This window comes from Cellulomonas sp. zg-ZUI22 (genome assembly GCF_017353535.1).
Lineage (GTDB): Bacteria > Actinomycetota > Actinomycetes > Actinomycetales > Cellulomonadaceae > Cellulomonas > Cellulomonas wangleii.
This window is the reverse complement of sequence record NZ_JAFMUZ010000001.1, coordinates 335,927-361,904: the sequence shown is the minus strand read 5'-3', so window position 1 is coordinate 361,904 and position 25,978 is coordinate 335,927. Positions and strand designations below refer to the sequence as shown.

28 protein-coding genes are annotated in these 25,978 nt (G+C 72.9%); 14 read left to right on the top strand and 14 right to left on the bottom strand.

Features of this window, described 5'->3' with window-relative positions:
• Positions 1–63: 63 nt before the first annotated feature.
• Positions 64–1,263, top strand: a complete 1,200-nt coding sequence (locus J1G43_RS01640; protein ID WP_207377818.1) for a hypothetical protein — start codon at positions 64–66, stop codon at positions 1,261–1,263.
• Positions 1,264–1,421: 158 nt separating this feature from the next.
• Here the strand turns inward: J1G43_RS01640 and J1G43_RS01635 are convergent, their stop codons facing one another.
• Entirely contained in the window at positions 1,422–2,645 is a 1,224-nt protein-coding gene (locus tag J1G43_RS01635; protein ID WP_207369727.1) for an acetyl-CoA C-acetyltransferase, read from the bottom strand.
• Positions 2,646–2,724: 79 nt separating this feature from the next.
• On the bottom strand, positions 2,725–4,020 hold the full coding sequence (locus J1G43_RS01630) for an acyl-CoA dehydrogenase family protein (protein ID WP_242635185.1): 1,296 nt from the start codon (positions 4,018–4,020) through the stop codon (positions 2,725–2,727).
• A gap of 123 nt (positions 4,021–4,143) precedes the next feature.
• Here J1G43_RS01630 and J1G43_RS01625 point away from each other — a divergent pair, with 123 nt between their 5' ends.
• From J1G43_RS01625 to J1G43_RS01605, 5 genes are all read left to right on the top strand, one after another.
• Positions 4,144–4,794, top strand: a complete 651-nt coding sequence (locus J1G43_RS01625; protein WP_207340002.1) for a QsdR family transcriptional regulator — start codon at positions 4,144–4,146, stop codon at positions 4,792–4,794.
• A complete protein-coding gene (locus tag J1G43_RS01620; protein ID WP_207369726.1) occupies positions 4,791–5,198 on the top strand; it encodes a thioesterase family protein in 408 nt (135 codons plus the stop codon). Before J1G43_RS01625 ends, J1G43_RS01620 begins: the two co-directional genes overlap by 4 nt.
• A 155-nt stretch (positions 5,199–5,353) precedes the next feature.
• A complete protein-coding gene (locus tag J1G43_RS01615; protein ID WP_307859441.1) occupies positions 5,354–6,496 on the top strand; it encodes a phosphotransferase family protein in 1,143 nt (380 codons plus the stop codon).
• Positions 6,497–6,507: 11 nt separating this feature from the next.
• Positions 6,508–7,719 (top strand): acyl-CoA dehydrogenase family protein, encoded by a 1,212-nt coding sequence (locus J1G43_RS01610; RefSeq protein ID WP_207377817.1) that lies wholly within the window; start codon positions 6,508–6,510, stop codon positions 7,717–7,719.
• A 96-nt stretch (positions 7,720–7,815) separates the two neighbouring features.
• Complete coding sequence (locus tag J1G43_RS01605) at positions 7,816–9,414, top strand: AMP-binding protein (RefSeq protein ID WP_207377816.1); 1,599 nt, start codon at positions 7,816–7,818, stop codon at positions 9,412–9,414.
• Between the two features lie 77 nt (positions 9,415–9,491).
• Here J1G43_RS01605 and J1G43_RS01600 read toward each other — a convergent pair whose 3' ends face one another.
• From J1G43_RS01600 to J1G43_RS01555, 10 genes are all read right to left on the bottom strand, one after another.
• Positions 9,492–10,772, bottom strand: a complete 1,281-nt coding sequence (locus J1G43_RS01600) for an ABC transporter substrate-binding protein (protein ID WP_207340005.1) — start codon at positions 10,770–10,772, stop codon at positions 9,492–9,494.
• 5 nt (positions 10,773–10,777) lie between these two features.
• On the bottom strand, positions 10,778–11,950 hold the full coding sequence (locus J1G43_RS01595) for a branched-chain amino acid ABC transporter permease (protein WP_207340006.1): 1,173 nt from the start codon (positions 11,948–11,950) through the stop codon (positions 10,778–10,780).
• Positions 11,947–12,825 (bottom strand): branched-chain amino acid ABC transporter permease, encoded by an 879-nt coding sequence (locus J1G43_RS01590; RefSeq protein ID WP_207377815.1) that lies wholly within the window; start codon positions 12,823–12,825, stop codon positions 11,947–11,949. Before J1G43_RS01590 ends, J1G43_RS01595 begins: the two co-directional genes overlap by 4 nt.
• A complete protein-coding gene (locus J1G43_RS01585) occupies positions 12,825–13,541 on the bottom strand; it encodes an ABC transporter ATP-binding protein (protein ID WP_207369720.1) in 717 nt (238 codons plus the stop codon). The genes J1G43_RS01590 and J1G43_RS01585 overlap by 1 nt, the downstream gene beginning before the upstream one ends.
• Positions 13,538–14,275, bottom strand: a complete 738-nt coding sequence (locus J1G43_RS01580; protein ID WP_242635184.1) for an ABC transporter ATP-binding protein — start codon at positions 14,273–14,275, stop codon at positions 13,538–13,540. The genes J1G43_RS01585 and J1G43_RS01580 overlap by 4 nt, the downstream gene beginning before the upstream one ends.
• Before the next feature lie 138 nt (positions 14,276–14,413).
• The gene (locus J1G43_RS01575) at positions 14,414–15,145 is read right to left on the bottom strand and encodes a glucose 1-dehydrogenase (protein ID WP_207377813.1); all 732 of its coding nucleotides are present in this window, start codon (positions 15,143–15,145) and stop codon (positions 14,414–14,416) included.
• Positions 15,146–15,222: 77 nt separating this feature from the next.
• Positions 15,223–16,203 carry an NADPH:quinone oxidoreductase family protein gene (locus tag J1G43_RS01570; RefSeq protein WP_207377812.1) on the bottom strand — a complete coding sequence of 327 codons (981 nt, stop codon included), beginning with the start codon at positions 16,201–16,203 and terminating at the stop codon, positions 15,223–15,225.
• 5 nt (positions 16,204–16,208) lie between these two features.
• Complete coding sequence (locus tag J1G43_RS01565; RefSeq protein ID WP_207377811.1) at positions 16,209–16,841, bottom strand: TetR/AcrR family transcriptional regulator; 633 nt, start codon at positions 16,839–16,841, stop codon at positions 16,209–16,211.
• Between the two features lie 10 nt (positions 16,842–16,851).
• Positions 16,852–17,616 (bottom strand): SDR family oxidoreductase, encoded by a 765-nt coding sequence (locus J1G43_RS01560; protein ID WP_207377810.1) that lies wholly within the window; start codon positions 17,614–17,616, stop codon positions 16,852–16,854.
• Positions 17,617–17,706: 90 nt separating this feature from the next.
• Positions 17,707–19,170, bottom strand: coding sequence for an MFS transporter (locus J1G43_RS01555; RefSeq protein WP_207377809.1), 1,464 nt, complete (start codon positions 19,168–19,170; stop codon positions 17,707–17,709).
• A 223-nt stretch (positions 19,171–19,393) separates the two neighbouring features.
• Between J1G43_RS01555 and J1G43_RS01550 the strand changes: the two genes are divergently transcribed.
• Together J1G43_RS01550 and J1G43_RS01545 are read left to right on the top strand one after the other, a co-directional pair.
• The gene (locus tag J1G43_RS01550; RefSeq protein WP_207340015.1) at positions 19,394–19,597 is read left to right on the top strand and encodes a hypothetical protein; all 204 of its coding nucleotides are present in this window, start codon (positions 19,394–19,396) and stop codon (positions 19,595–19,597) included.
• Between the two features lie 282 nt (positions 19,598–19,879).
• On the top strand, positions 19,880–20,362 hold the full coding sequence (locus J1G43_RS01545; protein WP_207377808.1) for a 2'-5' RNA ligase family protein: 483 nt from the start codon (positions 19,880–19,882) through the stop codon (positions 20,360–20,362).
• A gap of 251 nt (positions 20,363–20,613) precedes the next feature.
• On the opposite strand, the gene J1G43_RS01540 is transcribed toward J1G43_RS01545, so the two are convergent.
• Complete coding sequence (locus J1G43_RS01540; protein ID WP_207377807.1) at positions 20,614–21,213, bottom strand: hypothetical protein; 600 nt, start codon at positions 21,211–21,213, stop codon at positions 20,614–20,616.
• A gap of 517 nt (positions 21,214–21,730) precedes the next feature.
• Between J1G43_RS01540 and J1G43_RS19755 the strand changes: the two genes are divergently transcribed.
• The gene (locus tag J1G43_RS19755; RefSeq protein WP_374191789.1) at positions 21,731–21,826 is read left to right on the top strand and encodes a hypothetical protein; all 96 of its coding nucleotides are present in this window, start codon (positions 21,731–21,733) and stop codon (positions 21,824–21,826) included.
• Between the two features lie 6 nt (positions 21,827–21,832).
• On the opposite strand, the gene J1G43_RS01535 is transcribed toward J1G43_RS19755, so the two are convergent.
• Positions 21,833–22,552: a DinB family protein gene (locus J1G43_RS01535; RefSeq protein ID WP_207377806.1), complete on the bottom strand. Its 720-nt coding sequence runs from the start codon at positions 22,550–22,552 to the stop codon at positions 21,833–21,835.
• Positions 22,553–22,906: 354 nt separating this feature from the next.
• On the opposite strand from J1G43_RS01535, the gene J1G43_RS01530 reads away from it, so the two are divergent.
• From J1G43_RS01530 to J1G43_RS01510, 5 genes are all read left to right on the top strand, one after another.
• On the top strand, positions 22,907–23,263 hold the full coding sequence (locus J1G43_RS01530) for a restriction endonuclease fold toxin-2 domain-containing protein (RefSeq protein ID WP_207377805.1): 357 nt from the start codon (positions 22,907–22,909) through the stop codon (positions 23,261–23,263).
• A gap of 12 nt (positions 23,264–23,275) precedes the next feature.
• Complete coding sequence (locus J1G43_RS01525) at positions 23,276–23,677, top strand: hypothetical protein (protein ID WP_207377804.1); 402 nt, start codon at positions 23,276–23,278, stop codon at positions 23,675–23,677.
• Positions 23,678–23,918: 241 nt separating this feature from the next.
• Complete coding sequence (locus tag J1G43_RS01520; RefSeq protein ID WP_207340022.1) at positions 23,919–24,461, top strand: GNAT family N-acetyltransferase; 543 nt, start codon at positions 23,919–23,921, stop codon at positions 24,459–24,461.
• Between the two features lie 179 nt (positions 24,462–24,640).
• Positions 24,641–25,057, top strand: coding sequence for an NUDIX domain-containing protein (locus tag J1G43_RS01515; RefSeq protein ID WP_307859440.1), 417 nt, complete (start codon positions 24,641–24,643; stop codon positions 25,055–25,057).
• On the top strand, positions 25,054–25,698 hold the full coding sequence (locus J1G43_RS01510) for an HAD family phosphatase (protein ID WP_207377803.1): 645 nt from the start codon (positions 25,054–25,056) through the stop codon (positions 25,696–25,698). The genes J1G43_RS01515 and J1G43_RS01510 overlap by 4 nt, the downstream gene beginning before the upstream one ends.
• The last annotated feature ends 280 nt before the right edge of the window (positions 25,699–25,978 follow it).

Genomic DNA, 25,978 nt, shown 5'->3' with positions numbered 1-25,978 from the left:
GACGCCGGTCAAGTCCTCGGACCCAGCCGCCGATGAGCCTGGCATGACTCGGACCTGCGCGCGGTGAACCGGCGCGACGCCGCCAACCTCACGATCGCCGTCGTGGTCGTCGCGGCCGTCCTCGTCCTCGGCGGCAGCCTGTCCGGCCTGTGGGCATCGCCGGCCGGATCGCCGGTCCCCGGCGCGGCCCCCCACGACGCGGCGGCGACACCGGTCGCGACGGTCCGTGCGCCACCCGGCTCGCCGGCGCCCCCGGGCTCCGGCACCACGTCCGCGCGGCGGCTGGCCGACCTGCCCGCCGGGACGCTCGACCCCGCCGGCTTCCCGGTCCGCCGGGTCGAGCAGGCCCTCCTCGTCGCCGACGTCGGCGCGGACAGCCTCGCCGCGATCGACGCCGCGACCGGGCAGTGGGTCACCACGGGCGTGCTCCCGCCGATCGGCGACCCGCTGCTGCTCTCGCCCGACGGCCGGTCGCTCGTCACACTCACGTACCGCGGCTCCACCGTGCGCGTCGAGACCCTCGAGCTGCTCAGCGGGGCCGTCCGCGAGGTCCCGGTCGGCGTGCCGCCCCCGCCCGGCGACTCCGAGTGCCGCGTCGACGGGGTCGCGTGGGCCCCGGACGGCGGGCACCTCGGGGTGGTCGCGACGTGCATGACGTTCGACATGACGTCCGACGGCGAGCTGCAGGAGCCCGAGTACGAGGCGGTCGCGCTCGAGGTGGAGGTCCGGACGGGCGCCTCGCGCGTCGTCGAGCGCGTCCCGGAGGCGTCGCCTCTGGAGGCGTACCCGAGCTACTCCCCCGACGGGGCCCTGTTCGCGTACGGGATCGGGCGCCCGCTCCCGGCGCCGGGGTGGGTCGACGAGTCGTGGTTCGGGGTGCGCGTGATCGGCGTGCACGACGACAGGCCGGCCCGCGAGTGGGTGAACACGCACATGGCGTACGGCGACCCGTGGCGGGACGCCGGGACGCTGCTGGTGTGGGACGAGCTCGCCGACCCGGGCAGCACCGACGACTACCTGCTGCTCGACACGAGCACGGGGACGCAGGCTCCGTACGGGGTCGACCGGCTCACCAACACGCTCGGCTTCGTGGGCGGCAGCCTCCTCGCGACGCGGACCGGCTGGCTCCAGGAACCGGACCCCTGCCCGGTGGCCCTGTGCACCGTCGACCTCGATTCCGGCGTCGTGGCTCCGTGGCTCGAGCTACCGGAGCGGGAGGACGTCGGCTGGCTCGGCGTCGCCCGGGACCTCGTCGGCCCCTGAGCCGCCCCGGGACGCGGTCGACCGCACCTGGGCGGCACCGGACCGTCCGGCCCGGCCGTCCACGCCGCACCGACCCCGCGGACTCCGTCGGCGCAGCCACAGCCGTCGGGAACGGCGGGCCGGGGAACGAGCAAAGGCGTGGAGTGCCCGTCCACCCTTCAGCTCACCCGCTCCAGCACCATCGCCATCCCCTGGCCGCCGCCGACGCACATGGTCTCGAGCCCGAGGGTCCCGTCGCGCTCCTGGAGGCCGTGCAGCAGCGTGCTCGTGATCCGGGCGCCGGTCATGCCGAACGGGTGGCCGACCGCGATGGCGCCGCCGTGCACGTTGAGCCGGTCGAGGTCGACGCCGAGCTCGCGCGCGGACGGCAGGACCTGCGCGGCGAACGCCTCGTTGAGCTCGACGAGGTCGATGTCGCCGATCGACAGGCCCGCGAGCGCGAGCGCCCGTCGGCTGGCCTCGACCGGCCCGAGACCCATGAGCTCGGGTGACAGCGCGCTCACGCCCGTCGAGACGATGCGCGCGAGCGGCGTCAGGCCGAGCTCGTCGACGACGCGGTCGCTGACCACGACGAGGGCCGCCGCGCCGTCGTTGAGCGGGCAGCAGTTGCCGGCGGTGACGGTGCCGTCGGGCCGGAACACGGGGTCCAGAGCGGAGAGCGCCTCGACCGTGACCCCCGCGCGAGGACCGTCGTCGCGCGAGACGACCGTGCCGTCCGCGAGCGTGACCGGCGTGATGTCCCGCTCCCAGAAGCCGCTCGTGAGCGCGGCCTCCGCACGGTTCTGGCTCGACGTGGCGTACTCGTCCTGGTCACGGCGGGTCGTGCCCGTGCGCTGCGCCACGTTCTCGGCGGTCTGGCCCATCGCGACGTAGACGTCGGGCAGCTCGCCGTCCTCGCGCGGGTCGCGCCACGTGCTGCCGCCCTTCGCGGACCGGGCCGTGCGCTCGACGGCCTCCGCGAACACCGGGTTGGTCAGGTCCTCGCCGGGGATGAAGTCGCTCGATCCGCGCGCCGCGTGGCTGACCGACTCGACGCCGGCCGAGACGAACACATCGCCCTCGCCGGCCTTGATCGCGTGGAACGCCATGCGCGTGGTCTGCAGGCTCGACGAGCAGTACCGGTTCACGGTCGTGCCGGGCACGGTGTCGAGCCCGAGCAGCACCGCGACGACCCGCGCCATGTTCATCCCCTGCTCGCCGCCGGGCAGCCCGCAGCCGAGCAGCAGGTCGTCGACGCGCGTCGGGTCGAGCGCCGGCACCTGGTCGAGCGCCGCGCGCACCATCGCGGCGGCGAGGTCGTCGGGTCGCACGCTGCGCAGCGAGCCCTTGAACGCGCGGCCGATGGGTGAGCGGGCGGTGGCGACGACGTAGGCCTCGGGCATGGCGGGCGGTCCTCTCGTGGACGACGACGGGTCGGACGGACGGACGGTCGGTCGGTCGCGCGGCGGCGCGGCGTGCCGGTCAGACGAACGCGCCGACCCCGGTGATCGCACGCCCGACGATGAGGTTGTTCATGTCGCGTGTGCCCTCGAACGAGTAGACGGCCTCCGCGTCGGCGAAGAACTTGGCGACCCCGTGGTCGAGCACGATGCCGTTGCCGCCGAGCAGCTCGCGGCACCACGCGACCGTCTCGCGCATGCGGGTCGTCGCGTACCCCTTGGCGAGCGCCGCGTGCTCGTCGCCCTGGCGTCCCTGGTCCTGCATCCGCGACGCCTGCAGGCACAGCGCGATGCACGCGGTGATGTTCCCGAGGCACTGCGCGAGGCGGTCCTGCACGAGCTGGAACGACGCGAGCGGCCGGCCGAACTGCTGACGCTCCCCCGCGTACCGCACCGCCGCCTCGTACGCGCCGACCTGCACCCCCACGGCCTGCCAGGCGACCTCGGCGCGCGTCAGCCGGAGCACGAGCGCGACCTCGCGGAACGAGTGGATGTTCGGCAGCCGGTCGGCCTCGTCGACGCGGACGCCGTCGAGCGTGATGTCAGCGTTCTGCACGATCCGCAGGGCCTGCTTGCGCTCGATCTTCGTGGTCGTGAACCCGGGGGTCCCGCGGCGCACGAGGAAGCCCTTGACCTGGTGGTCGGCGACGTCGCGCGCCCAGATGACGACGACGTCGGCGAACGTCGCGTTGCCGATCCACCGCTTGGCGCCGTTGAGCACCCACGTGTCGCCGTGGCGCTCGGCGGTCGTGCGCAGGCCCTTCGAGGAGTCGGAGCCGGACAGCGGCTCGGTCAGGCCGAACGCGCCGATGAGCTCGCCGCGACCCATGGGCGGCAGCCACTGCGCGCGCTGCTCGGGCGAGCCGCCGATCGCGATCGAGCTCATCGCCAGGCCGCTCTGCACGCCGACGAACGTCGCCGTCGACGGGTCGACCCGCCCGAGCTCGAGCGCCGCCCAGCCGCGCCACACGGCGCTGTTCTCGAACCGCTGCGTCTCGGGCCACATCGCGCCGAACATCCCGAGGTCGGCGAGCCCGGGGATGATCTGCGTCGGGAACTCGGCGCGGTCCCAGTAGTCGGCGGCGATGGGCCGGACCTCGCGCTCCATGAAGTCGCGCAGGCGCAGCGACGCCTCGAGCTCGACGGGCGTGAGCTCGTCCTGGAAGCCGTAGAAGTCGGCGGCGAGACGGTCGGTGCCGGGGACGAGGTACGCGCCGGCGTCGGTCGCGGCGCTCCCGGCGGCGGCCGGACGGTCGGCGCCGTGGTCCGTGGCAGCGCGGTCCGTGGCGGCGTGGTCCGTCGTGGCGGTGTCGGTCATCTCGGCCCTCGATCGTCGTCGATCGGCGCGCTGCGCCCCGGTGCGCGCGCGTCCCGCTGCCAGGGTTGCATCATTCTCAGGAATGTTGCAACCCCCTGCCGGGCCGGGGCTAGAGTGCGGCGCATGACGGCCCCCACCCACCGGAGCTCGCTCGCGCGGGTCGGCACCGCGGTCGCGCCGTCCCGGCTGTCCCAGCGCCTCGAGGACGGCACGCACGAGGACGCCGTCCGGGCGTTCCGCATCGCACGCGAGACGTTCATCGCCGGCGAGCGCATCGACATGGGCGGGCTCGCGACCCGCTTGGGCGTCGACCGCACCTCGCTGTTCCGCTGGGTCGGCAACCGCGACGCGCTGCTGTCCGAGGTGCTGTGGTCGCTCGCCGTCCCGACGCTCGAGCAGGCCGACGCCGCGACCCACGGGCGTTCCGGCAGCGACCGGGTCGTCGCGATCCTCACGTCGTTCGCGCACGACCTCATCACCGCCGACTACTTCCGGTCGTTCCTGAGCCGGGAGCCCGCGCGGGCCCTGCGGCTGCTCACGACCAACGACAGCCAGATCCAGCGCCGGTACGTCGCCGTCGTCGAGCAGCTGGTCCGCCAGGAGCTCGGCGACCGGCCGTTCGGGCGCGACATCGCTCCGGTCGACCTCGCCTACCTGCTCGTGCGGGTCTCGGAGTCCTTCACGTACGCCGACCTGATCACCGGCGACGCGCCGAGCGCCGAGCGCGCCCGCGCCGCGTTCGACCTCGTCCTGCGCCCCGAGGAGCCCCGATGACCTACGGCCACCACGCCCCGTTCCCGACGCGCTGGAACGACAACGACCAGTACGGGCACGTCAACAACACCGTCTACTACGAGGCGATGGACACGACCGTCAACGCCTGGATGATCGGCGCCGGGCTCGACCCCCTCGGCGGCGACCGGATCGCGCTGTGCGTCTCGTCGTCGTGCGAGTTCCGGGCGCCCGCGTCGTTCCCCGAGCCGCTCGCGGTCGGCCTGCGCGCGGGCCGCGTGGGGACCACGAGCATCACGTGGGAGCTCGGCATCCTGCGCGCGGACGAGCCGGAGCCGATCGCGACCGGGCGCTTCGTGCACGTGTTCGTCGACCGCGACTCGCGCCGCCCGGCGCCGGTCCCCGAGGCGATCCGGGCCGCGATCGAGCGGGACCTCCTGGTCTGACTCACCCCGGGACCGTCGCCGGCGCCGGGTCGGTGTCGGGGGATGTCGTCACGGCGTCGACCACCAGGGACACAGGGCGGCGCGTCATACCGACTGTCCGGTATGCTGCGGAGCGCGGGCACCGCCGCCCGCCCGAACCGCGGAGGTGGTCGCCGGTGACCCAGCCCGTCCCGGACGCGCCCACCGCGTCCGCCGGCACGCCGGAGGTCCCGCCCTCGCCGGGCCGGCGGACCGTCGATGACGGCACCACCGCACGGGCACTGCCCGGTCTCGACGTCGCGCGCCTCGACACGTGGCTCCGCCGCACGCACCCCGAGCTCGCGACCGACGATCCGCTGCGCGCGACGCTGTTCGCCGGCGGCCGCAGCAACCTCACGTACCGGGTCGACGGCGCGCGCGTCCCGCTCGTGCTGCGCCGGCCGCCGCTGGGCCACGTGCAGGAGACCGCGCACGACATGGCCCGCGAGCACCGCGTGATCCGCGCGCTCGGCAGCACCCGCGTCCCCGTGCCCGCGACCGTGGACCTCGTCGACGACGCCGACGGCAGCGCCGGGACCGGGACGCCGTTCTTCGTCATGGAGCGGGTCGAGGGCGAGGCGCTGCGCGACCCCACGCAGAACGGCGCCTGGTCCCCCGCCGAGCTCCGGGCCCTGAGCCTCGAGCTCGCGGAGCTGCTCGCCGAGCTGCACACCCTCGATCCCGCGTCCGTCGGGCTGGGCGACCTCGGCCGACCCGACGGCTACCTCGGCCGCCAGCTGCACCGCTGGGGTCGGCAGTACGACGGCTCGCGCTCGCGGGACCTCCCCGCGCTCGACGCGCTGCAGGAGCGCCTGCGCGAGCACGTGCCCGCGACGGTCCGCACCGGACTCGTGCACGGGGACTACCGGCTCGACAACGCGCTCGTCTCCCGCGCGGGCGGCGTGCACGTGGCGGCGGTGCTCGACTGGGAGATGGCCACGCTCGGCGACGCCGCCGTCGACCTCGGGATGCTCGGCCTGTACTGGGACATCCGCCGGATCGCGCCGCCCGACGGCCTGACCGCGAGCGCGGTCGACCCCGCTGCGGGCTACCCGGAGTTCGCCGAGCTCGCCGACGCGTACGCCGCCCGGTCGGGCTCGTCCGTCCCCGAGCTGTCCTGGTACCGCGCGTTCGCGGCGTACAAGCTCGCGGTGATCCTCGAGGGTGTGCACTTCCGGTACCGCGCGGGCGAGACCGTGGGCGAGGGCTTCGACGCGATCGGCACCCTCGTCCTCCCGTTGGCCGACGAGGGCCTCGCGTGCCTCGACGGCGCGAGCTGAGAGCAGCGGACGTGGACTTCGCCTACGACGAGCGGACCCGGGACCTGCGCACGCGCACGCGCACGTTCCTCGACGAGCACGTCCTGCCCGCCGAGCCGGTGCTCGACGCACAGGTCGCCGCGACCCCCGACGAGTGGGGTCCGCGCCCGGTGGTCCGCGAGCTGCAGGAGATCGCGCGGGCGCAGGGCCTGTGGAACCTGTTCCTGCCGGGGCCGCGCGGCGCCGGGCTGACGAACCTGCAGTACGCGCCCGTCGCCGAGCTCCTGGGCCGCAGCCCGCGCCTCGGCCCCGTCGCGACCAACTGCGCGGCCCCCGACACCGGGAACTGCGAGCTCCTCGCCGAGTTCGGGACCCCCGAGCAGCAGGAGCGCTGGCTCGACCCGCTGCTCGCCGCGCAGACGCGCTCGGCGTTCTGCATGACCGAGCCCGGCGCCGCGTCGTCCGACGCCACCCAGATCGCGACCCGCATCCGCCGCGACGGCGACCACCTGGTGGTCACGGGTCGCAAGTGGTGGTCGACGGGCGCGATGAACCCCGACGCGACGCTGCTCGTCGTCATGGGGGCGACCGACCCCGAGGCGCCGCGGCACCGGCAGCAGAGCATCGTGCTCGTCCCGCGCGACACCCCCGGCGTGCGGGTCGTCCGCCCGCTGACCGTGCTCGGCTACGACGACCGCGACCACGGCGGGCACGCCGAGATCGCGTTCGAGGACGTGCGCGTGCCCGCCTCGGCGCTGCTCGGCGGTGAGGGCGACGGGTTCGCGATCGCGCAGGCCCGGCTCGGACCGGGCCGCATCCACCACTGCATGCGGGCGCTCGGCATGGCGGAGCGCGCGCTCGACCTGGTGCGCGAGCGCGCCGCGTCCCGGTCCCCGTTCGGCCGGCCGCTCGCCGAGCAGGGCGTCGTGCGGGAGTGGGCCGCGGAGTCGCGCATCCAGGTCGAGGCGCTGAGGCTGCTCGTCCTCAAGACCGCCTGGCTCATGGACACGGTCGGCAACCGCGCGGCGATGACCGAGATCCAGGCGATCAAGATCGCGGTCCCGCGCGCGGTGCAGCAGGTCGTGGACCGCGCGATCCAGGTGTTCGGTGCGGCGGGGCTCAGCGAGGACCAGCCGCTCGCCGCGATGTACGCCGCAGCACGGTCGCTGCGGATCGCCGACGGGCCCGACGAGGTCCACCTCTCCTCGCTCGGGAAGGCCGAGCTCCGACCGCGCCCGACGTGACGTCCCGCCCGCTCGCACCGCACCACCCGCGCACGACCCCCGCACCACCCCCGCTGTAGTCGCCGCCGAAGTCACCACATGCGAAGGGACCCCGAGATGACCCCCGACCCGATCCTCACCGGCCCAGGGCACAGCACGCTCTCCGTCGCCGCGATCCTCGCCGAGACCGCCCGCCGCCACCCGGACCGGGTCGCGTTCCACTTCGGTGACGACGCGCTGACCTACGGCCCGCTGTGGGACCGTACGCGCGCGTACGCCGGTGCCCTGCGGGACCGTGGCGTCGGGCCGGGCGACCGCGTCGCGATGCTCGTGCCGAACGTGCCCGACTTCGCGCGCGTCTACTACGCGGTCCTGTCGCTCGGCGCGGTCGTCGTGCCCGTGCACCTGCTGTTCAAGGCCCAGGAGATCGAGTACGTGCTGCGCGACAGCGGCGCGACGCTGCTCGTCGCCGCGGCCCCGATGCTCGGCGAGGCGCTGCCGGCCGCCGCGACGGCCGGCGTCCCCGCCGTGACGGTCCTGGTTCCCGACGTGCACGCCGCTGCGGTCCCGGCCCCGCGCCTGGAGGACGAGGCCGACGCCGCGGAACCGGTCCACACGTACGCGTCGGTCAACCCGCTCGCGCCGGCCACGGTCCTGTACACGAGCGGCACGACGGGCCGACCCAAGGGCGCGGTCGCCTCGCACCTCACCCTGATCGAGCAGGTGCACGTCACGCTGCTCGACACCACGGACCTGCAGGCCGATGACGTCGTCTTCGGCGGGCTGCCGTTCTTCCACACGTTCGGCCAGTCCGCCGTGCTCAACACCGCGTTCCGGCGCGGCGCCGCGATCGTGCTGCTGCCCCGGTTCGACCCCGACGAGGCGCTCGCGCTGCTCGTCAGGCACCGCGCGACGGTGTTCACCGCCGTCCCGACGATGTTCCTCGGCATGGTCCAGGCCGCCGCGCGCACGCCCGCCCGGCCCCCGCTCAAGTACGCGGTCTCGGGCGGCGCCGCGCTGCCGGTCGCGCTGCTGGAGGCGTTCGCGCAGGAGTTCGGTGCCGAGGTGCACGAGGGCTACGGCCTGACGGAGACGGCGCCGACCGTGTCGTTCAACTACGTCGGCGAGCCCATCCGCCCGGGCACCGTCGGCCGGCCGCTGTGGGGCGTCGACGTGGAGGTGGCGGACCCCGAGGTCGAGGGTCGGATCGTGCTGCTCGGCCCGGGCGAGCTCGGCGAGATCGTGGTGCGTGGCCACAACCTGTTCAAGGGCTACCTCGGCAACCCCGAGGCGACCGCTGCGGCCGTCGTCGACGGCTGGTTCCGGACCGGCGACCTCGGCACCGTCGACGCCGAGGGGATCGTGACGATCGTCGACCGCAAGAAGGACATGATCGTCCGCAACGGCTACAACGTGTACCCGAGCGAGGTCGAGGACGCGATGGTCCGCCACCCGGCCGTCGCGCAGGCCGCGGTGTTCGGCATCGCCGACGACGCGCACGGCCAGGAGGTCCACGCCGCCGTCGTCCTCATGCCCGGCCGCGCGGCGACCGCGCAGGAGGTCGTCGACTTCACGCGCGAGCTGATCGCCGCCTACAAGTACCCCCGCGTGGTCCACCTCGTCGAGACGCTGCCGCTCGGCGGCTCGGGCAAGGTGCTCAAGCGTGAGCTCGTCGCGCAGTACTCGACGCCGGCCGGGGAGCCCGTCGTGCGGTGACGGCGGCCAGCTCGCGGACGAGCGGCCCGGGTGCGACATCGCACCCGGGCCGCAGCGCGTCTGCGGGTCCGACCCGGTCAGCTCTGCGGGATCCCGTCGTTCTCCAGCGGGACCGCCTCGCCGTCGTACACGACGACGTCCCCGTCGGCGGTGTCGGTCGTGTACACCTCGCCGACGTAGTCCTGCACGCCGCCCTCGACGACCGTGATCCCGACGCCGCCGAACGCCCGGCGGCTGTCCTTCCCGAACTGCAGCGGGACGATCCCGTTGCCGACGACCTCGCCGGACTCCAGGGCCTCGACCAGGCTCTCGCGCGTGGGGTCCTCGCCCGCGCGCGCGAGCGCCTCGGCGAACGTGTACGCCACCGACATCCCGAACACGGTGTTCCCCGTGAACGGTGCTCCGTCGTTGTACTCGTCGTTGACCTTCTGGAACAGCTCGACCCACGGGTCGTCGGCGCTGAACGGGAGGTAGTTGGTGCTGACGAAGCCCTCGAGGAGCGCGGGCCCGACGTCCTCGCCGAGGTAGCCGACCAGCGTCGGGTAGTCGCCGCCCGACGACGAGGACAGCCACTGCGCGCGGTAGCCCATCTTCGCGGCGGTGCCGAGCGCGAGCGCCGTGAAGCCGTTGACGGTCGCGAGGAAGTTCACGGTGCACCCGGCCGCCTGCATCGCGCCGATCTGCGCGGTCACGTCCTGGTTGGACACCGAGTACGTCTGGGTGCTCGCGAGCTCGTCGAGCACCGTCGTCAGGCCGACGGTGAAGTCGGTGCCGAAGTCGTCGTCCTGGCCGAGCACGCAGTAGACGGCGTCGTCGTACGTCTGCTGGGCGTGGTGGGCGAGCACCTTGCCCTCGGTGATGTAGTCCGCGTTGTAGCCGAACGTCCACGGGTAGGTCTCGGGCTGGTCCCAGCTCGGGCTGCCCGACGCGACGAACAGGTCGGGGACCTCGTTCTCGTTGAGGTAGTCGAGCACCGCGGAGTGGGTCGGGGTGCCGAGGCCGTTGACGACCGCGAGCACCTCGTGCTCCTGGACGAGCTCGCGCACGACCGTCTGCGTGGTCGACGGGTTGTACGCGTCGTCCTTGACCACGTACTCGATGCTGCGGCCGTGGACCCCGCCGTTGTCGTTGAGGTAGTCGAAGTAGGCGGACGCGGCCGCGGAGATCGACGAGTAGCCCGCCGCCGCCGGTCCGGTGAGCGGCGTGTGCGTGCCGATCGTGACGGTCTCCTCGTCGACGCCGGGGGACGCGGCGGGCGTCGAGCAGGCGGCGAGCGGCACGATCGTCACGAGCGCGACGAGCGGGCCGGCGGTGCGCCGCGGGCGGCGGCGCGTGGGTGAGGTACGGAGCTGCGGCATCGTCGTCATCCCTCGGTCGGTGTGCGGACGGGTTCTCCAGAGCGGGTGGCGGTGGGGCCGACGGACCCGGGGCGTGCGGCCGGGCCGGTGGGGTCGTCCCCGGCGGTGGGGTCGTCGCCGGCGGTGGGGGCGAGCCGTGCGGCGCTGGGCCCGGGTGCCGGGGGGCGTCTGCGGGCCCGGCGGCGGTCGCGGGCTGCGGTGAGCGCGCCGGCCAGCCCGCCCGGGGCGCCGGCGACGAGGACGATGAGCAGCAGCCCGAACACCAGCAGCGGCAGCGTGCCGTCGAGCCGCTGCGTGACCTGCGACGGGAGCGGCAGCATGTCGGTCAGCGTGCCGACGAGCCACGGCAGCAGCACCAGGAGCACCGCGCCGAGCGCGGCGCCGAGCAGGCTGCCGAGCCCGCCGACCACGACCGCGACGAGCAGCAGCAGCGAGAGCGACACGGTGTAGGCGCCGGGCGAGACGGACTGCGTGACGAACGTGAGGACCGCGCCGCCGAGCCCGGCGGTCACGGAGCTGACGACGAACGCGAGCACCTTGACCCGGGCGGGCGCGATCCCGGCGAGCGCCGCGGCGACCTCGTCGTCCCGCACCGCGCGCATGCGCAGCCCGGTGCGCCCGTCGCGCACGAGCGCGAGCCCGGTCACGGCGACGGCAGCGACGGCGAGCGCGACCCACGCCTGCCACTGCTCGAGCGCGATGAGCGCCTTGAGCGGGCCCGGGACCCCCTCGAACTCGATCCGGACGCCGCGGTCGCCCTGGAGCGCGCCGACGCTCGCGGCCACCGCGGGCACCGCGACGACGAGCGTGAGCGTGAGCCCGGCGAGGTACGGGCCGTGCAGGCGGGCGCCCGCGAGCCCGAGCAGCAGCCCGAGGACCCCGGCGGCCACCGCCGCGGCGACGGTCGCCGCGAGGAACCGCGGCACGCCGCCGACGCCGGCCGAGGTCAGCGCCTGCGACGTCAGCGCGTACCCGTAGCCGCCCGCCGCCATGAGTGCGGCGTGCCCGAGCGAGAGCTGCCCGCTGAGCCCGACGAGGACGGTCAGCCCGGCGGTCGCGCACAGGTAGGCCGCGGCGAGCGCGAGCTGGTAGTTGCGGTACGGGTCGAGCAGGAACGTCAGGCCGATCGCGAGGACGAGCCCGCCGAGCGCGAGCAGGAGCGTGCGGCGCGCGTTCATGCTCGCCTCGCCTCGGCCTGGGCGAACAGGCCGGACGGTCGCACGAGCAGCACGACGACGAGCAGTGCGAGCACCGCGACGGGGGCCAGCGTCGCCCCGAGGTACCCGGTGACGAGGCTCATGACGACCCCCACCGTGAGCCCTGCGAGGAGCGCACCGCCCGGTGAGTCGAGCCCGCCGACGACCGCGACGGTGAACGCGTAGACGAACAGCATGTCGGCGGCGTGCGGGTTGAGGCCGAGCTCCTTGGGCACCGCGAGCATCGCGGCGAGCGACGCGGCCGCCGCGGCGAGCACCCAGCCGACCGTCCGCATCCGTGCGACGCGGACGCCGAGCAGCCGGGCCACCTCGGGTGCGAACGCCGCGGCGCGCAGCTGGAGGCCGAGCGTCGTCCGCACGAACAGCAGCCGCAGGGCCGCCATGAGCCCGAGCGCGACGATGACGACGACGACGTCGTACGGCGAGAGCAGCGGGACCCCGCCGACGCGCAGCGGCCGGTCGCTGAACGGTGCGGGGACGGGCTCGTGCTGCTGGCCGAACGCGATGCCGAGCAGCGACTGCAGCACGATCACGAGGCCGATCGCGAGGATGACCCCGGACAGCGGCGAGCGGGCCGACGCGAACCTCAGGACCCCCCGCTCGACGACCAGGCCCACGAGGCCGCCGGCCAGCACGGTCGCGACCAGGCCCCACCAGTAGCTACCGGTCAGCCCGGTGACGGCGACGCCGACGTACACGCCGACGATCGCCATGGCGCCGGCGGCGAAGTTGACGATCCTGGTGGCGCGCCAGATGAGCACGAGCGCGAGCGCGAACAGCGCGAACAGCGTGCCCCGGGCCAGCCCGGTGCCGAGCAGGAACACGAGACGGTCCATCAGAACCCCAGGTAGGCGTGTCGGAGGGCCTCGTCACCGGCGAGCTCGGCCGCGGGCCGTGAGGCGACGACCTCGCCGAGCCCGAGCACGAGGCCCCGGTCGGCGACGGACAGCGCCCCGGCGACGTTCTGCTCGGCGAGCAGGACGGTGAGCCCGGTGCGGTCGCACAGCTCGCGCAGCGTGCGCATGATCTGGGCGACGACGAGGGGCGCGAGGCCGAGCGACGGTTCGTCGAGCAGGAGCACGCGGGGCCGGGCGACGAGCGCGCGGGCGATCGCGAGCATCTGCCGCTCGCCGCCGGAGAGCTGGTGGCCGAGGGTCGTGCGGCGTCGCTCGAGAGGCTCGAAGAGCGCGTACATCTCGGCGAGCGCGGCTCGCAGGCCGGCGGGGTCGCGGCGCCAGAGCCCGCCGAGCCGCAGGTTCTCCTCGACGGTGAGCTCGGTGATGACCCCGCGACCCTCGGGCACCTGGGCGAGCCCGCGGCGCACGCGGTCCTCGACGCCGACGCGGGCGAGGTCCCGCCCGTCGAGGTGCACGGTGCCGGCCGACGGCGCGAGCAGCCCGGACACGGTCCGCAGCAGCGTGGTCTTGCCGGCGCCGTTGCCGCCGACGAGCGCGACGACGGTGCCGTCGTCGACGTCGAACGAGACGCCGTGCAGGACGGGCGCGCCGCCGTAGCCGACGACGAGGTCCCGCACGCTCAGGGCTGCGCTCATGGGGCGGTCACCTCGATCCCGAGGTACGCCGCGGTGACGGCGGGGTCACGGCGGACGTCGTCGGGCGAGCCGTCGGCGATGACGCGCCCGAAGTCGAGCACGACGACCCGGTCGCACAGCCCCATGACGAAGTCGACGTGGTGCTCGACGAGCAGGACCGCGCACCCGGTCGCGGCGACCCGCCGCACGACGGTGTCGAGCTCGGCGATGTCGGCGGCGCCGAGCCCGCCCGCGGGCTCGTCGAGCAGCAGGAGCCGGGGATCGGCGACGAGAGCGCGCGCGAGGGCGACCTTCTTCTGCTCGGGGTAGGGCAGCGCACCGACGGGCAGCGCGGCGCGGTCGGCGATCCCGAGGTCGTCGAGCGCCCGGAGCGCACGGGCTGCGGGGTCGGGTGCGCCGGGGTCGGGGTCGGCGGGGTCAGGGGTGCCCAGGGCGCCCACCTCCACGTTCTCGCGGACGCTCAGCCCCGGGAACAGCCCGAGACCCTGGAGCGTGCGGGCGACGCCCGCCCGGGCCAGCCCCGAGGGCGCGCGGGGCGCGGGGCGGCCCGCGACGGTGATCGTCCCGGCGGCGGTGCGGACGAGCCCGCTGACGGCGTTGAACACGGTGGTCTTGCCCGCGCCGTTCGGCCCGATCAGGCCCACGACCTGGCCGTCGGCGACGTCGAGGTCGACGTCGGTGAGGGCCGCGAGACCGCCGAAGCGCACGGTCAGTCCGCGGACCTGCAGTCGCATCGCACCCGCGCGGGCGGGCGCTTCCCGTGGTGGCATCGGCACTCCGTCGTGTCGGCGTGCTGCGACAGTACAGGAGAAACCGACTGGACGGTATGTATCAGACCAGACGCATTCCGGGACGCCCGCCCGGTACCGCCCTCACGCGTGCGGGACGCCCGCGATCATGCCGCCGTCGACCACGAGCTCGATGCCCGTCACGTAGGCGGACTCGTCCCCCGCGAGGAACAGCACGGCGCCCACGACGTCGTCCGGCACCGCGGGCCGCCCGAGCGGGATCCGCTGGAGCGTCACGTCGAGCCGGTCCGTCATCGGCGTCAGCACGAAGCCGGGGTGCACCGAGTTGACCCGGATCCCGTCGGCACCGAGCTCGACCGCGAGGGACTTGGTGAGCCCGCGCACCCCGAACTTCGACGCGACGTACCCGTGCAGGCCCGCGTCGCCGCGCATCCCCTCGACCGAGGAGATGTTGATGATCGACCCCTTCCGCGCCGCCTTCATGACGGGCACGACCGCGCGCGTCCCGAGGTAGGTTCCCGTGAGGTTGACCGCGATCACGGCGTCCCACTTCTCCCGGCCGTACCGCTCGATCCGGCCGGTGTTCGCGATCCCGGCGTTGTTGACCAGCACGTCCACCCCGCCGAGCCCGACCGCGGCCTCCACCGCGACCGCCCAGCTGCTCTCCGACGTCACGTCGAGGTGCACGAACAGCGCGCGCTCCCCGAGCTCGTCCGCGAGCGCGGTCCCCTCCTCGTCGAGCAGGTCCGCGACGACGACGCTCGCGCCGCAGCCGTGCAGGGCCCGCACGTACGCGGCACCGAGGCCGCGGGCGCCGCCGGAGACGAGGGCCACACGTCCGTCGAGCTGCGTCATCGTCGTCTCCCCGTGCGGTCGGTGGTGGTGGACGCCCGGCACCCACCCGGTCCGTGCGCGGTCCCGGCCCGGTCGCGTCAGTCCTGGACGCGGACGACGAGGCGGCCCGTCGTGCTCCCGGCGGCGAGCCGGGCGACCGCGGCGGCCGCGTCGGTGAACGGGACCACGCCGCTGACCTGCGGGACGACGGCGCCGGTGTCCGCGAGCCGGGTCAGCTCGACGTGGGCGGCGGTGACGAGCTCCGGACGGACGCGCGCGTAGAGCCCCCAGTGCAGACCGTGCACGGTGTAGTTCTTCACCAGCAGGTGCGCCGCACGGATGTCCTGGATGGTCCCGCCGGCGAACCCGACCACGACGATCCGCCCCTCGAAGGCGACGGACTTCGTCGACGCGGCGAACGCGTCCCCGCCGACGGGGTCGTACACGACGTCGGCCCCGGCACCGCCGGTCTCGGCACGCACCGCGTCCGCGACGTCCTGCACGGACCGGTCGATGACGACGTGCGCCCCGGCGCGGCGTGCGGCGTCGGCCTTGGCGGCGCTCCCGACGACCCCGATGACGCGGGCACCGGCCGCGGCGCCGAGCTGGACCGCCGCGGTGCCGACCCCGCCTGCCGCGGCGTGCACGAGCAGGGTCTCCCCGCGCTGGAGCGCCGCACGCCGGTGCAGCCCGAACCACCCGGTCTGGTAGGCGATCGTGAAGGCGGACGCCTGGGCGTCGTCGAGCGCGTCCGGCGCCGCGAAGACCTCGTGGGCGTCGAGCACCGCGAGCTCGGCGAGCACCCCGATGTGGGAGCCGACGACGCGCTGCCCGACGTCCACGTGCGTGACGCCGGCGCCGACCGCGAGGACCTCGCCGCAGAGCTCGATGCCCGGCACGAACGGCAGCGGCGGGCGCACCTGGTACTCCCCGCGCGCGAGCAGCACGTCCGGGAAGTTCACGGCGACCGCCCGCACCCGCACGAGCACCTGCCCGTCGCCCGCGATGGGGTCGGGGAGGTCGACGAGCCGCAGGACGTCCGCGGGCTCCCCGTGGGCCGTGACGTGCCAGGCGCGCACGGCGGTCAGCCCTCGACCGCGGAGGCGGCGTGCGGCCGGACCGCAGGGGCTGACCCGGCCGACGCGGCCGAGATCGAGACGAGGAACAGGTCAGTGAGCTGGTTCGCGAGCACGGTCTTGTCCTCCGGGCCTTCGGGGCTGTACCAGTGGGAGAGGTAGTGCACGTCCGAGAAGAAGTGCGCGACGAGCACCGCGACGGGGACGTCGGTGCGGTACAGGCCCTCGGCCTGACCGGCCTCGATGAGGCCGGCGAACGTGTCGTGGTACGCGCGGCGGCGGCGGGTGACCTCCTGCTGGCGCGGTGCCGAGAGCATGTGCGCGCTGCGGAAGAACACGGTGCCCTCGAGCAGGTGGTCGACGGACGTCTCGATGACGTCGACGCACACCGCGCGCAGGGTCTCGGCGGTCGGCTCGCCGCGCTCGACGATCGCGTTGAGGTGCTCGGTCTGGAGCGACAGCAGACGCTCGTAGATGCCGAACAGCAGGTCGTCCTTGGACTGGAAGTAGTGGTACAGCGCGCCCTTGGTCACGCCTGCCGCCTCGACCACCTGCTGCACGGAGGTGTTCGCGTACCCCCGGGACGCGAAGAGCTCGACCGCCGCACGGGTCACCTCGTCCACCACACTCGTCTGCTTCATCCGCACATCCTCACCCCATCGGCGCCACGGAGGCGCCCCCGTCGATCACGAGCGTCTGACCGGTCACCCAGGCGGCGTCGTCGGACAGCAGGAACGCCGCGGGGCCGGCGACGTCGACGGGCTCGCCGATCCGGCGCAGCGGATAGCGCGCGGCGACCTCCTGCTCGCGACCCTCGTAGAGGGCGGCGCCGAGCCGGGTCCGCACGACCGCGGGAGCGACGGCGTTGACCCGGACCCGCGGGGCGAGCTCGACGGCGAGCTGCGCGGTGAGGTTCATGAGCCCGGCCTTGGAGACGCCGTAGAACGCGATGCCGGGACTGGCCGCGAGCCCGGCGGCCGACGCGGTGCTGAGCACCGACGCCCCCTCGCCCGTCCCGAGCCCGGCGGCGACCGCGTCACGCGTCCACTCGAGGGCCGCGACGACGTTGACGGCGAGGATCTTGTGCACCGCCGCGAGCTCGATCTCCAGCGCCGGGCCGTAGACCGGGTTGATGCCGGCGTTGTTCACGAGGTGGTCGAGGCGCCCGAACCGCTCGACCGTCGCGGCGATCGCCGCGGTGCGGTGCTCGGGGTCGTCGACCTTCCCGGCGAGGCCCAGCACCCGCTCGGCTCCGCGGTGGGCCGACAGGGCGGCGACGGCCGCGTCGAGCGCGTCCTGCTTGCGGCCCGTGAGGACCACGGACGCGCCCTCGGCGAGGAGCCGCTCGGCGATCGCGAACCCGATGCCGCGGCTCGCGCCGGTGACCAGGGCGACCCTGCCCTCGAACCGCTGCATCGCACACCTCTCCGTCGAGGTCAGATCACAGACCGACCGTCCGGTATGTGTCGTGAGGGAGCGTACACGACGGCCAGGGCAACCTGGTCATCACCGTGATGGCTCCCCGCTGGGGGCCATCGACAGCTTCGGGGCGCGCCAGTCGATCTCCGGCTCGAGAGGCACAGGGCTGAGCACGAGCAGGTGACACCCACCTGCGCGTCTGCTACGGGGAACGCCCCGGCAGCGTCGTGCAGCTCTGAGGCCGTCGGCCGTCGATGTGGACGCGTCACCGAGTCGTGCGCCCCACAAGCGGGAGCCGGCCGTGACGGCCGTCGCGACCACCAGAGCCCCACCCGCGACGACAAGTGCCGCCCCGTACCCCGCGGCGTCCCCGAGAAGACCACCCAGCGGCGCAGCCACGACGATCATCGCGCGGTTGATCGAGCGCATCGTGGCGTTCATCCGGCCCTGCAGCGCGTCCGGCGTCGCGGTCTGGCGGTACGCCAGCTCGTTCGTGTTCTCCGCGCCCATGCACAGCCCGAGCAGCAGCTGCCCCAGTGCGAACACCACCCACGCCGGACCACCGCCCCACCCGCCGGCGGCCGGCCCCTCGTGCATCGCCACGGGCGAGAACGCCATGAGCCCCCACGCGATCCCCGTCCCGAACCGTGCGACGACGATGACGCGGCCCGCACCGAACCGTCGACCGAGCCGGACCGCGACGGACGCACCTACCAGCGCCCCCAGCCCGGCAACCGAGAGCGCCAGGCCGAGCGTCCCCGCACTCAGGTGCAACGTCCTGTACGCGAACGGCACCATCACCGCTCCCGCGACGGCCGAGCAGGCGAACCACGCGTGCGTGCTCAGCGCGAGCGGACGCAGCGTCGGGTGACGGTAGACCCAGCGCACACCCTCCCGGATCTCGGTGCCGATGCTGCGGAGCCGGGCGTTCGACCTCCGCTCCACGGCAGGCTCGTCGACCTTGACCGTCGCCAGGAGGACCGCGGACGCCAGGTAGCTGACGGCGTCGACGAGCACCGTGAGCGGCGCACCCAGCAAGCGGACGAGGCCGCCGGCGAGAGCAGGGCCGCTGACCTGGGCGACCGCATCCGACTGATCGAGCCGGGCGTGTGCCGATCCCAGCAGCGTGGTCGGCACGACGCGGGGCACGAACGACTGGAACGCTGCATCACCCACCAGCGTGCACAGCCCGAACACGGCCATGAGGACGACGAGCCACCCCACGCCGAGGTGCCCCGTCATGGACAGCGCAGGGATCGCTCCGAGCGCGACCGCGCTCAGCAGGTCGGTGGCAACCAGCACCGGACGGCGCCGCATCCGGTCCACCATCACGCCGGCCAGCAGCCCGAACACGAGGTACGGCACCCAGCGGGCCGCATTGACCAGCCCGACGTCGACGGCGTCGCCGTCCAGCGCGTCCACGACGATGAACGGCACTGCGAAGGTCGTCACGTAGCTGCCGAACGCTGAGACCGTCGAGGCGCTCCACAGCCGACCGAACCCGCGGACGCCGCGCAGCGTCATCGTCTGCGTCGGTCGGTCGTCGGTCACCGCTGATGTCTATCGCACGCGACAGCGTGTCGATGCGTAGCGGCCCAGTGCTCGTGCCGTCGGCGAGCTGGACGGTGACGGTCGCATCAGGGTCCTTCCGATCTCGGAGCCCTTCTCCACTAGCGGTCGTCGTGACCGTGGGCCATGATCCGGTTGCTCCCGAATCACCGGAAGCATCAGACCCTCCCGGCAGGCTCGCCGGACCCCCTCCCTTGGAGTGCTCATGCTTGCGCTCGTCGCTGCCGCAATCTTCGCCCTCGCCCTGCTCCTCGACCTCGTCGAGGCGAACCTCGGGGACGCGTTCACCCCCCAGACGCTGATGTTCGTCGGCCTGTTCCTCCTCGCGCTGCACCTGGGAGGAGTCGGCGGCGCGTCGCCGGTGAACGGCGGCTGGCGGGGGCGTGGGGGGAGTTCCCGCCGGCGGTAAGGGCTCGTACCACCCGCTCCCGTCATCAGGCCGGAATGCACCAAGAGGTCACGACGCGCTCTGCGCATTCGTGGCCTCTTGGTCCCCCCGGGACGAGCCGCACGGGCAGCTCATTCCTGCCTCGGTCGAACAACCCTGCATCTCGCATCTCGACAACAAGTGTCGAGATGCAGGACAGATCGACCGGCGTCAGGCGTCGCGCGTTGACGGCCCAGCCGTCCGGACAGGTCCGCCGGCAAGCTGCGTCGGGCCATCCGCGCCTTCATGGGCAGACTGGTGGGCATGGGGCACACGGTGATCCAGGTTCCCGTTCCAGCGCTGGAGTCGATCGCTGCACGGCTCGAGGTCGCGCCCGTGTGCCCCCACGTCACGTTGCTCGGACCGTTCGTCGATCGGTCCGACGTCGATGAAACCCTCGTCAGCACCATCCGCGAGCTCCTGGCTCCGGTCCGAGCATTTGGCTTCACGCTCTCCGCGGTCGGACGCTTCGCCGGCGGACTCACGTACCTGGTGCCCGAACCCGGCGCGCCGTTCATCCGGCTCACGGAGATCTTCTCCGCGGCCTTCCCGCAGTGGCCGCCGTACGGCGGGATGTTCGACGAGGTCGTGCCTCACCTGTCCATCGGCGAAGAACTCCCCGAGACCGACGTGGCGATCCTGAGGGAGCTACTACCCATCAGCGCGACCGCAGACGAGGTGACGCTCACCTGGTGGTCGGAGGACATTGTCGAGGTGCTTGAGCGCTATCCGCTTCGAACCGGGTAGCCCAGCTCGAGAGGGCTGGCCCGCGTCGTAGGTTTTCACGAGCCGGCGGTCGGCTTCTCACGAGGACAAATCGGGGTAGTTGAACTAGGGGGCCCAATTAGTTGTCGAGATGCGGCGCAGATCGACCGACCCCCGTGCGGGCTGCTTTGACCGACAGGGCACTCGGCGCCGCCGTCGGTCAGAGCACGGAGGACCCGCCACCCTGTCACAGGCGCCAGGCGCGGTAGTCGTCGGCCCGTACCTCAGCCGGGTCAGGCGCCGCGGGCAGGCGGCGGCTCGAACACGACGCGATCTCGGTCGGGGTCGTAGCGCGGTGCGAGCACGCCCGCCTCGTCGGAGAGGGGCTCTGCGCCCACCACGCTCAGACGGGTTCCGCGTACCAGGACCGCCTCGAGCGCCTCGACGTCGACGGGGGTCGCGCCCTCCAGGGTGATGTCGGTGTGCAGGCGGTGGATGGCGCCGGTGTCCCGGTCCACCAGCGCCCGTTCGAGCACCTGTGCGGCGCGTGTGCTGGAGACCGAGTCGCGGCGGTCGTGCACGATCCCCGTGGCGGCGGTGGCCGCCCGTGACACGCGGATGTTGAACGTCAGCTCGCTGATGCCGTCCGCCCAGCGGGAGTTCGAGGACCCGTACCGGTGAGAGCCCCACTGGTCGGCGGGGATTGCCTCAGTGATCCAGGCGTCCACCTCGGGCCGGATGAGGTTGTCCCGGGCGGGAAGCTCGGCCCGGAACGCGGACACCGCGATGGTCGCGACCACGTCGGTAGGCAGGAAGCGCACCGTCGTCGACTTGTAGTAGTTGTCGGAGTCGGTGACCCCGGCGAGCCAGACGGTCCACAGCACACGTGACATCGGTGCCCCCTGCGGACGCTCTCGCGTGCCTCTCACGCGGGGTCGGCCGTCCGCCCAGGTCTAGCAGAGCGCAACGTCGGCCGCACCCGGATACGGCCGGGGCCGGGGACCGAGCGCGGAGCCGGCCTCGCGCACCACGTGCGCGTGGAGGGTGCGCTTCGGCGCCGGACGAGGACCGGCTGGACCCGCGTCGTCCTGCGCACCAGGCCCAACACCCTCACCCCTGGCGATCAGGACAAACCCGTGCCGGCACCACAGTCACCGTCCACGCCGTCGAGGTGACGGTCGCGATCGAGTTGCCCGACGGAGAGCCCAGGGTGGTGCGCCGCACCAACACCATGCCGTGCGGTCGATCAAGGACATGCCCCACGCACCGCTGAGACCTCCGCGGCCTGAAAGTACGTCGCCGAGCGGATGGCAGGACCGTGCAAGCGTCCTCCTGCGGCTGCTGAGGCTTGAAACCCATTCGTCGCCGTGCCCTCGCGGATCGGTTGCAGATTTCTAGCGAAGGCTCTGGATACTCGAGAAGTACCGCGGCCGGCTCTGGGCCCAACAGCTCGGCACCGCGCAGATGGTCAGCGATGCCCGCATCCGCACGATGCTGAGTCCGTAGCCGGCCCTACTCAGCGTCCTGTGCCTCGATCAGGTCGAGGTCGCGGACGCAGAAGCGGTGGTGCTCGAAGGTCTCGTTGAGCACCGTGCCGAGGCACTGCCGCACCGAGCGGCCCCGGGCGTACGGCGGCCAGACATCGTCGTCGGGCACCGGCGCTCGAGCTGCGAGCTGCACAGCGGTGACCTCGTCGAGCCAGGCCTCGAGCTCGTCGGCCTGTGCGTCACGCACGCGCACGATCTCGTCGAGGGCCGGATCGAGCGAGAGGTCGAGCCCGTGCGCTCCACGGTAGGGCTCGACGGTCGTCCCGATGCCCATCGGCGTGAACAGCTCCGTCGAGCCCAGGCAGCAGCGGCGGAACCACGAGTCGTGGACGAAGACCAGGTGGCGCATCGTCTGCACCGCCGACCACTCGTCGTTCACGCTGCGGCGCTCGATGCCGGGCGTGCGGCGGATCCGCTCGACCGTGGCGGCCCAGCCGGCATGGAGCTGACGCGATGCCTCGCGCAGATCGGCAGGGTCCTCGGAGCGGATCAGCACCCGCACCGGATGACGCCGGTCGAGCTCTGCCTCGACGTACTCGGTGACCTCGACACCGTTCACCACGAGGTTGGTGACGAACCCGTCGATCACGGCATCCTGCATGACGACGCCGATCAGGCGTGCCCCGGTCAGATCGCACTCGCGGAACTCCGCACCGTGCAGATCCTCGTCGATGTACCGCGTCATGCTCCGCACACTAGGTCCGAGCACCGACAAGCCAGCCTCCCCGGCTTGATATGGCCTCTTCCAGGTCATCGACGTACGGCAGCGACTCCCCGCGCTTGCACCTGTTCGTCTCGCCCTCGTTCGCGGCCGCGAACGGACCCTCGGGGTCCATCAGGCCGCCATGTGGGGGTCGGCGTGGTCCCGCCACCACTCCCCGGCCCACCAGCGGTGCCGCCCGTCGATCCGGACGGGGACCGTCCGCCGCGGGCGTCTCGACGCCGCCACACACGTACGGCAGCTGTGACAGGAGCAGGTTCGTCACGTCCTGCGGGCGTCCCTACCCGAACCAGCGGGACGGTCGACCAGGCTGTCCAGGTGTTGTTCCTGTACCAGCTGCGGATCTACGGCAACAACGAGCGACGCATCGACTTGCCCTCAGCCCGCCACTCGCACCCGGACGGGTTCACCCCAACGTGCGGCGCACTGGGGGACGCGAAGCACGTCGGGTCCGGGTCGTCGAGCAAGTTCTACGAACCACCGCCGGGAAGCAGCCTCGAGCGCGTCGCTGCTCACAGAATCGACGAGCGCCTCCTGGCGATGGCAGAGGCTGCCGAACAGTTCGGAGGGAATGGCGTGTTCGAGTGGGTCACGAACACCCCGGCAGCGGCGCGCTTCTTCGAGAGTCCCATGAGCGCTCTCGGGCCGCGCGGCTACGTTCGTATCGTCCCGTGAAAGGTTGGCAGGATGCCTAACTCCATCGTCGCCGTCGCGGACGGTGAGTTCCGGTTCGACCCGTCGGTCGTCTTCGACACCCTGCGCGCCGTGTGGCCAGACACCACGTTCAATGCGGTGAGCGGTCGACTCGCGACAGTCTCCGCGGGTCAGGTCGTCGTGAACGACGGTGAGGCGCTCGTCGCGGTGGACGTGGCGGGGCAGGCGCTCGACATCGACTGGCGGGCGCCGGAGGTTCTCGCCGAGGTGGTCTCTGTGATCACCTCGATCCCCGGATTCGCCGCCGGCTCCACGGTGATCCTGGCTGACTGGGCGTGGGTACTGCCGATACTGCACGAGGGGATGTCAGCAGACGACCTGCTGACGATCCGGCGCGACGGTGCGGACACCCAGGTGCCGAGCTACGAGCCCTGACCCGGTGGGGTCAGTACGGGTCGGCGACCGCAGCCAGGTGACGCTCGCTTGGTGGTCGGACGACACCGGGGAAGTGCTTGAGCGGTATCCGCTTCGAACCGGGTAGTCACGCTCGCGACCGTGACCACTCAAGCGAGCCCTGGGCGTGCCGGCGTCCTCGTCGTCGCGGCAGCCGAAGGAGGAGGTGGCCGTAGGCACGGGACCGCACGCACCGTCAGGGCCGCGTCCGTACTGTCGGGGCATGGCAGAGCTTGGGCGCGTCATGTGGCCACCCGGACCGATCGCAACCGCTCGACTTCTGCTCCGTCCGCCGGAGGCGCGCGATCGCGCGGCATTCGTCGAGCTCTACACATCACCCGAGGTCGGGACCTACACGGGCGGAGCGCGATCGCGTGAGGCGGTCGAACGCGCGCTACCAGCGGCTCCGCAGGGGCGTCCCGGTCATTTCGTGATCGACCTCGACGGAGCGATGGTCGGGATCGTTCAGCTAGAACGCCGGGACGTCGACTACGAGGTTCGCCAAGCGGCCGGCCACGTGGACCTTGGGTACCTCCTTCTGCCGGAGGCATGGGGACGGGGATACGCCACCGAAGCCTGCGAAGCCGCACTCAGCTGGTTCGCTGGCGCACTGCCCGGTGAAGCCGTCGTAGTCATCACCCAGACCGCGAACGCGCCGTCGATGCGCCTGGCAGCGAGGCTGGGGTTTGTCGAGGTCGAGCGGTTCGAGGCATTCGACGCCGAGCAGTGGTTCGGTACGTGGATCCCAGCCGCAGCGACTGGTTGAGCTGTGCCCTGCCATCACTCTCGCCTCCCTCGTGCTGACAACAACGGCTATTGCAGCTCCGTCGGTCAGCCCGAAGAAGCGGAATACGCCCACGGTGGTGAGGCCCGGTGAACGCGTCGCAACGCGCCTCCGCTAGGTATCCGCGCGCCCCGGCCGACACTCTCGGCAACGATGAGGACGTGGACGGGCGGAAGCGGGTGGCGGCGATCATCGTTCGCGACGGGTCGGTGCTGATGGTCCGGGAACGTGGGCGAGGGCCGCAGGGGCGACACGACGGCCCGGAGTACTGGACCCTGCCGGGGGGCGGGGTCCACGACGGTGAGGATCTGGCCGCGGCGGTGAGGCGCGAGGTCCTCGAGGAGACCGACCTGACCTGCACGTCGGTCCGTGCCGTGTTCGAGTTCCCGTACCCCTCAGGGTGGACGACTGTCTTCCGGGTGGAGGTCGACCCCGCGAGCGAGCCGGTGCTCGGCACCGATCACGACCTCGAGTGCGACTGCCCGAGGATGGTCGGTCTCGACTGGATCCCGCTGACCCAGGACCTCGGCGACGACGCAGGACTCGCCGTCCCGGTGATGCTCATGCGCTCGCCGTGAAGAGCTACATCCTCTTCGACCACGACGGCGTCCTCGTCGACACCGAGCACTGGTACTGGACGGCGGGCGAGCGAGCCTTGGCCGACGTCGGGGTGGTCCTGGACAAGGCGCAGTACCTGAGCGACATGACCCGAGGGCTGGGAACGTGGGCCCAGGCCAGGTCGGCGGGTGTCGACGAGCCGACCATCGACCGACTCCGCGTCGCACGTGACGGCTACTACCAGGAGTACCTGCGCACGCAGCCCATCGAGATCGACGGAGTCGTCGACGTGCTCGCCGAGCTGTCGCGGCATGCGCGTCTGGCCATCGTGACGACCTCCAAGCGCGCGGACTTCGACCTCATCCACGAGAGGCGGCAGATCCGCGCGTTCATGGACTTCGTCCTCGTCCGCGAGGACTACCAGCGCGCCAAGCCCGACCCGGAGCCGTACCTTGCTGGCCTGCGGCGCTTCGGCGCCGCACGATCGGACACCCTGGTCGTGGAGGACTCCGCACGCGGGCTGAGGTCCGCGATGGCGGCCGGCATCGACTGCGCAGTCGTGGACAACCACTTCACACGTGACGGTGACTTCTCGGGGGCGCGGTACCGGATCGACACGCTGAGAGAGCTCGTCGACATCGTCCGGGGAGACGCCGGCTGACCACCTTCGAGCCAGGTGCGCGACCGGTCCGGCTCTCCGGGCTCCTCGTCGAGCCAAGGGTGGCCCGTCATGGCCGACGGTCCCGACGCCACGTCCGCTTGCCCGTCCCCCGTACGGACAGCATGCCGCGGGCTGCCAATTAGTTCGCGTGCCGTACTTAATCAACCTGTCGCGGATCTTCAAAGTAGGCGGGATCTCGACACGAGCGCCGTCGCGGTTCCGCCAGCGCCGACCGGGAACTCAGCGAGTCGGCGACAGGACGGCGCGTCAGGAGTACGCC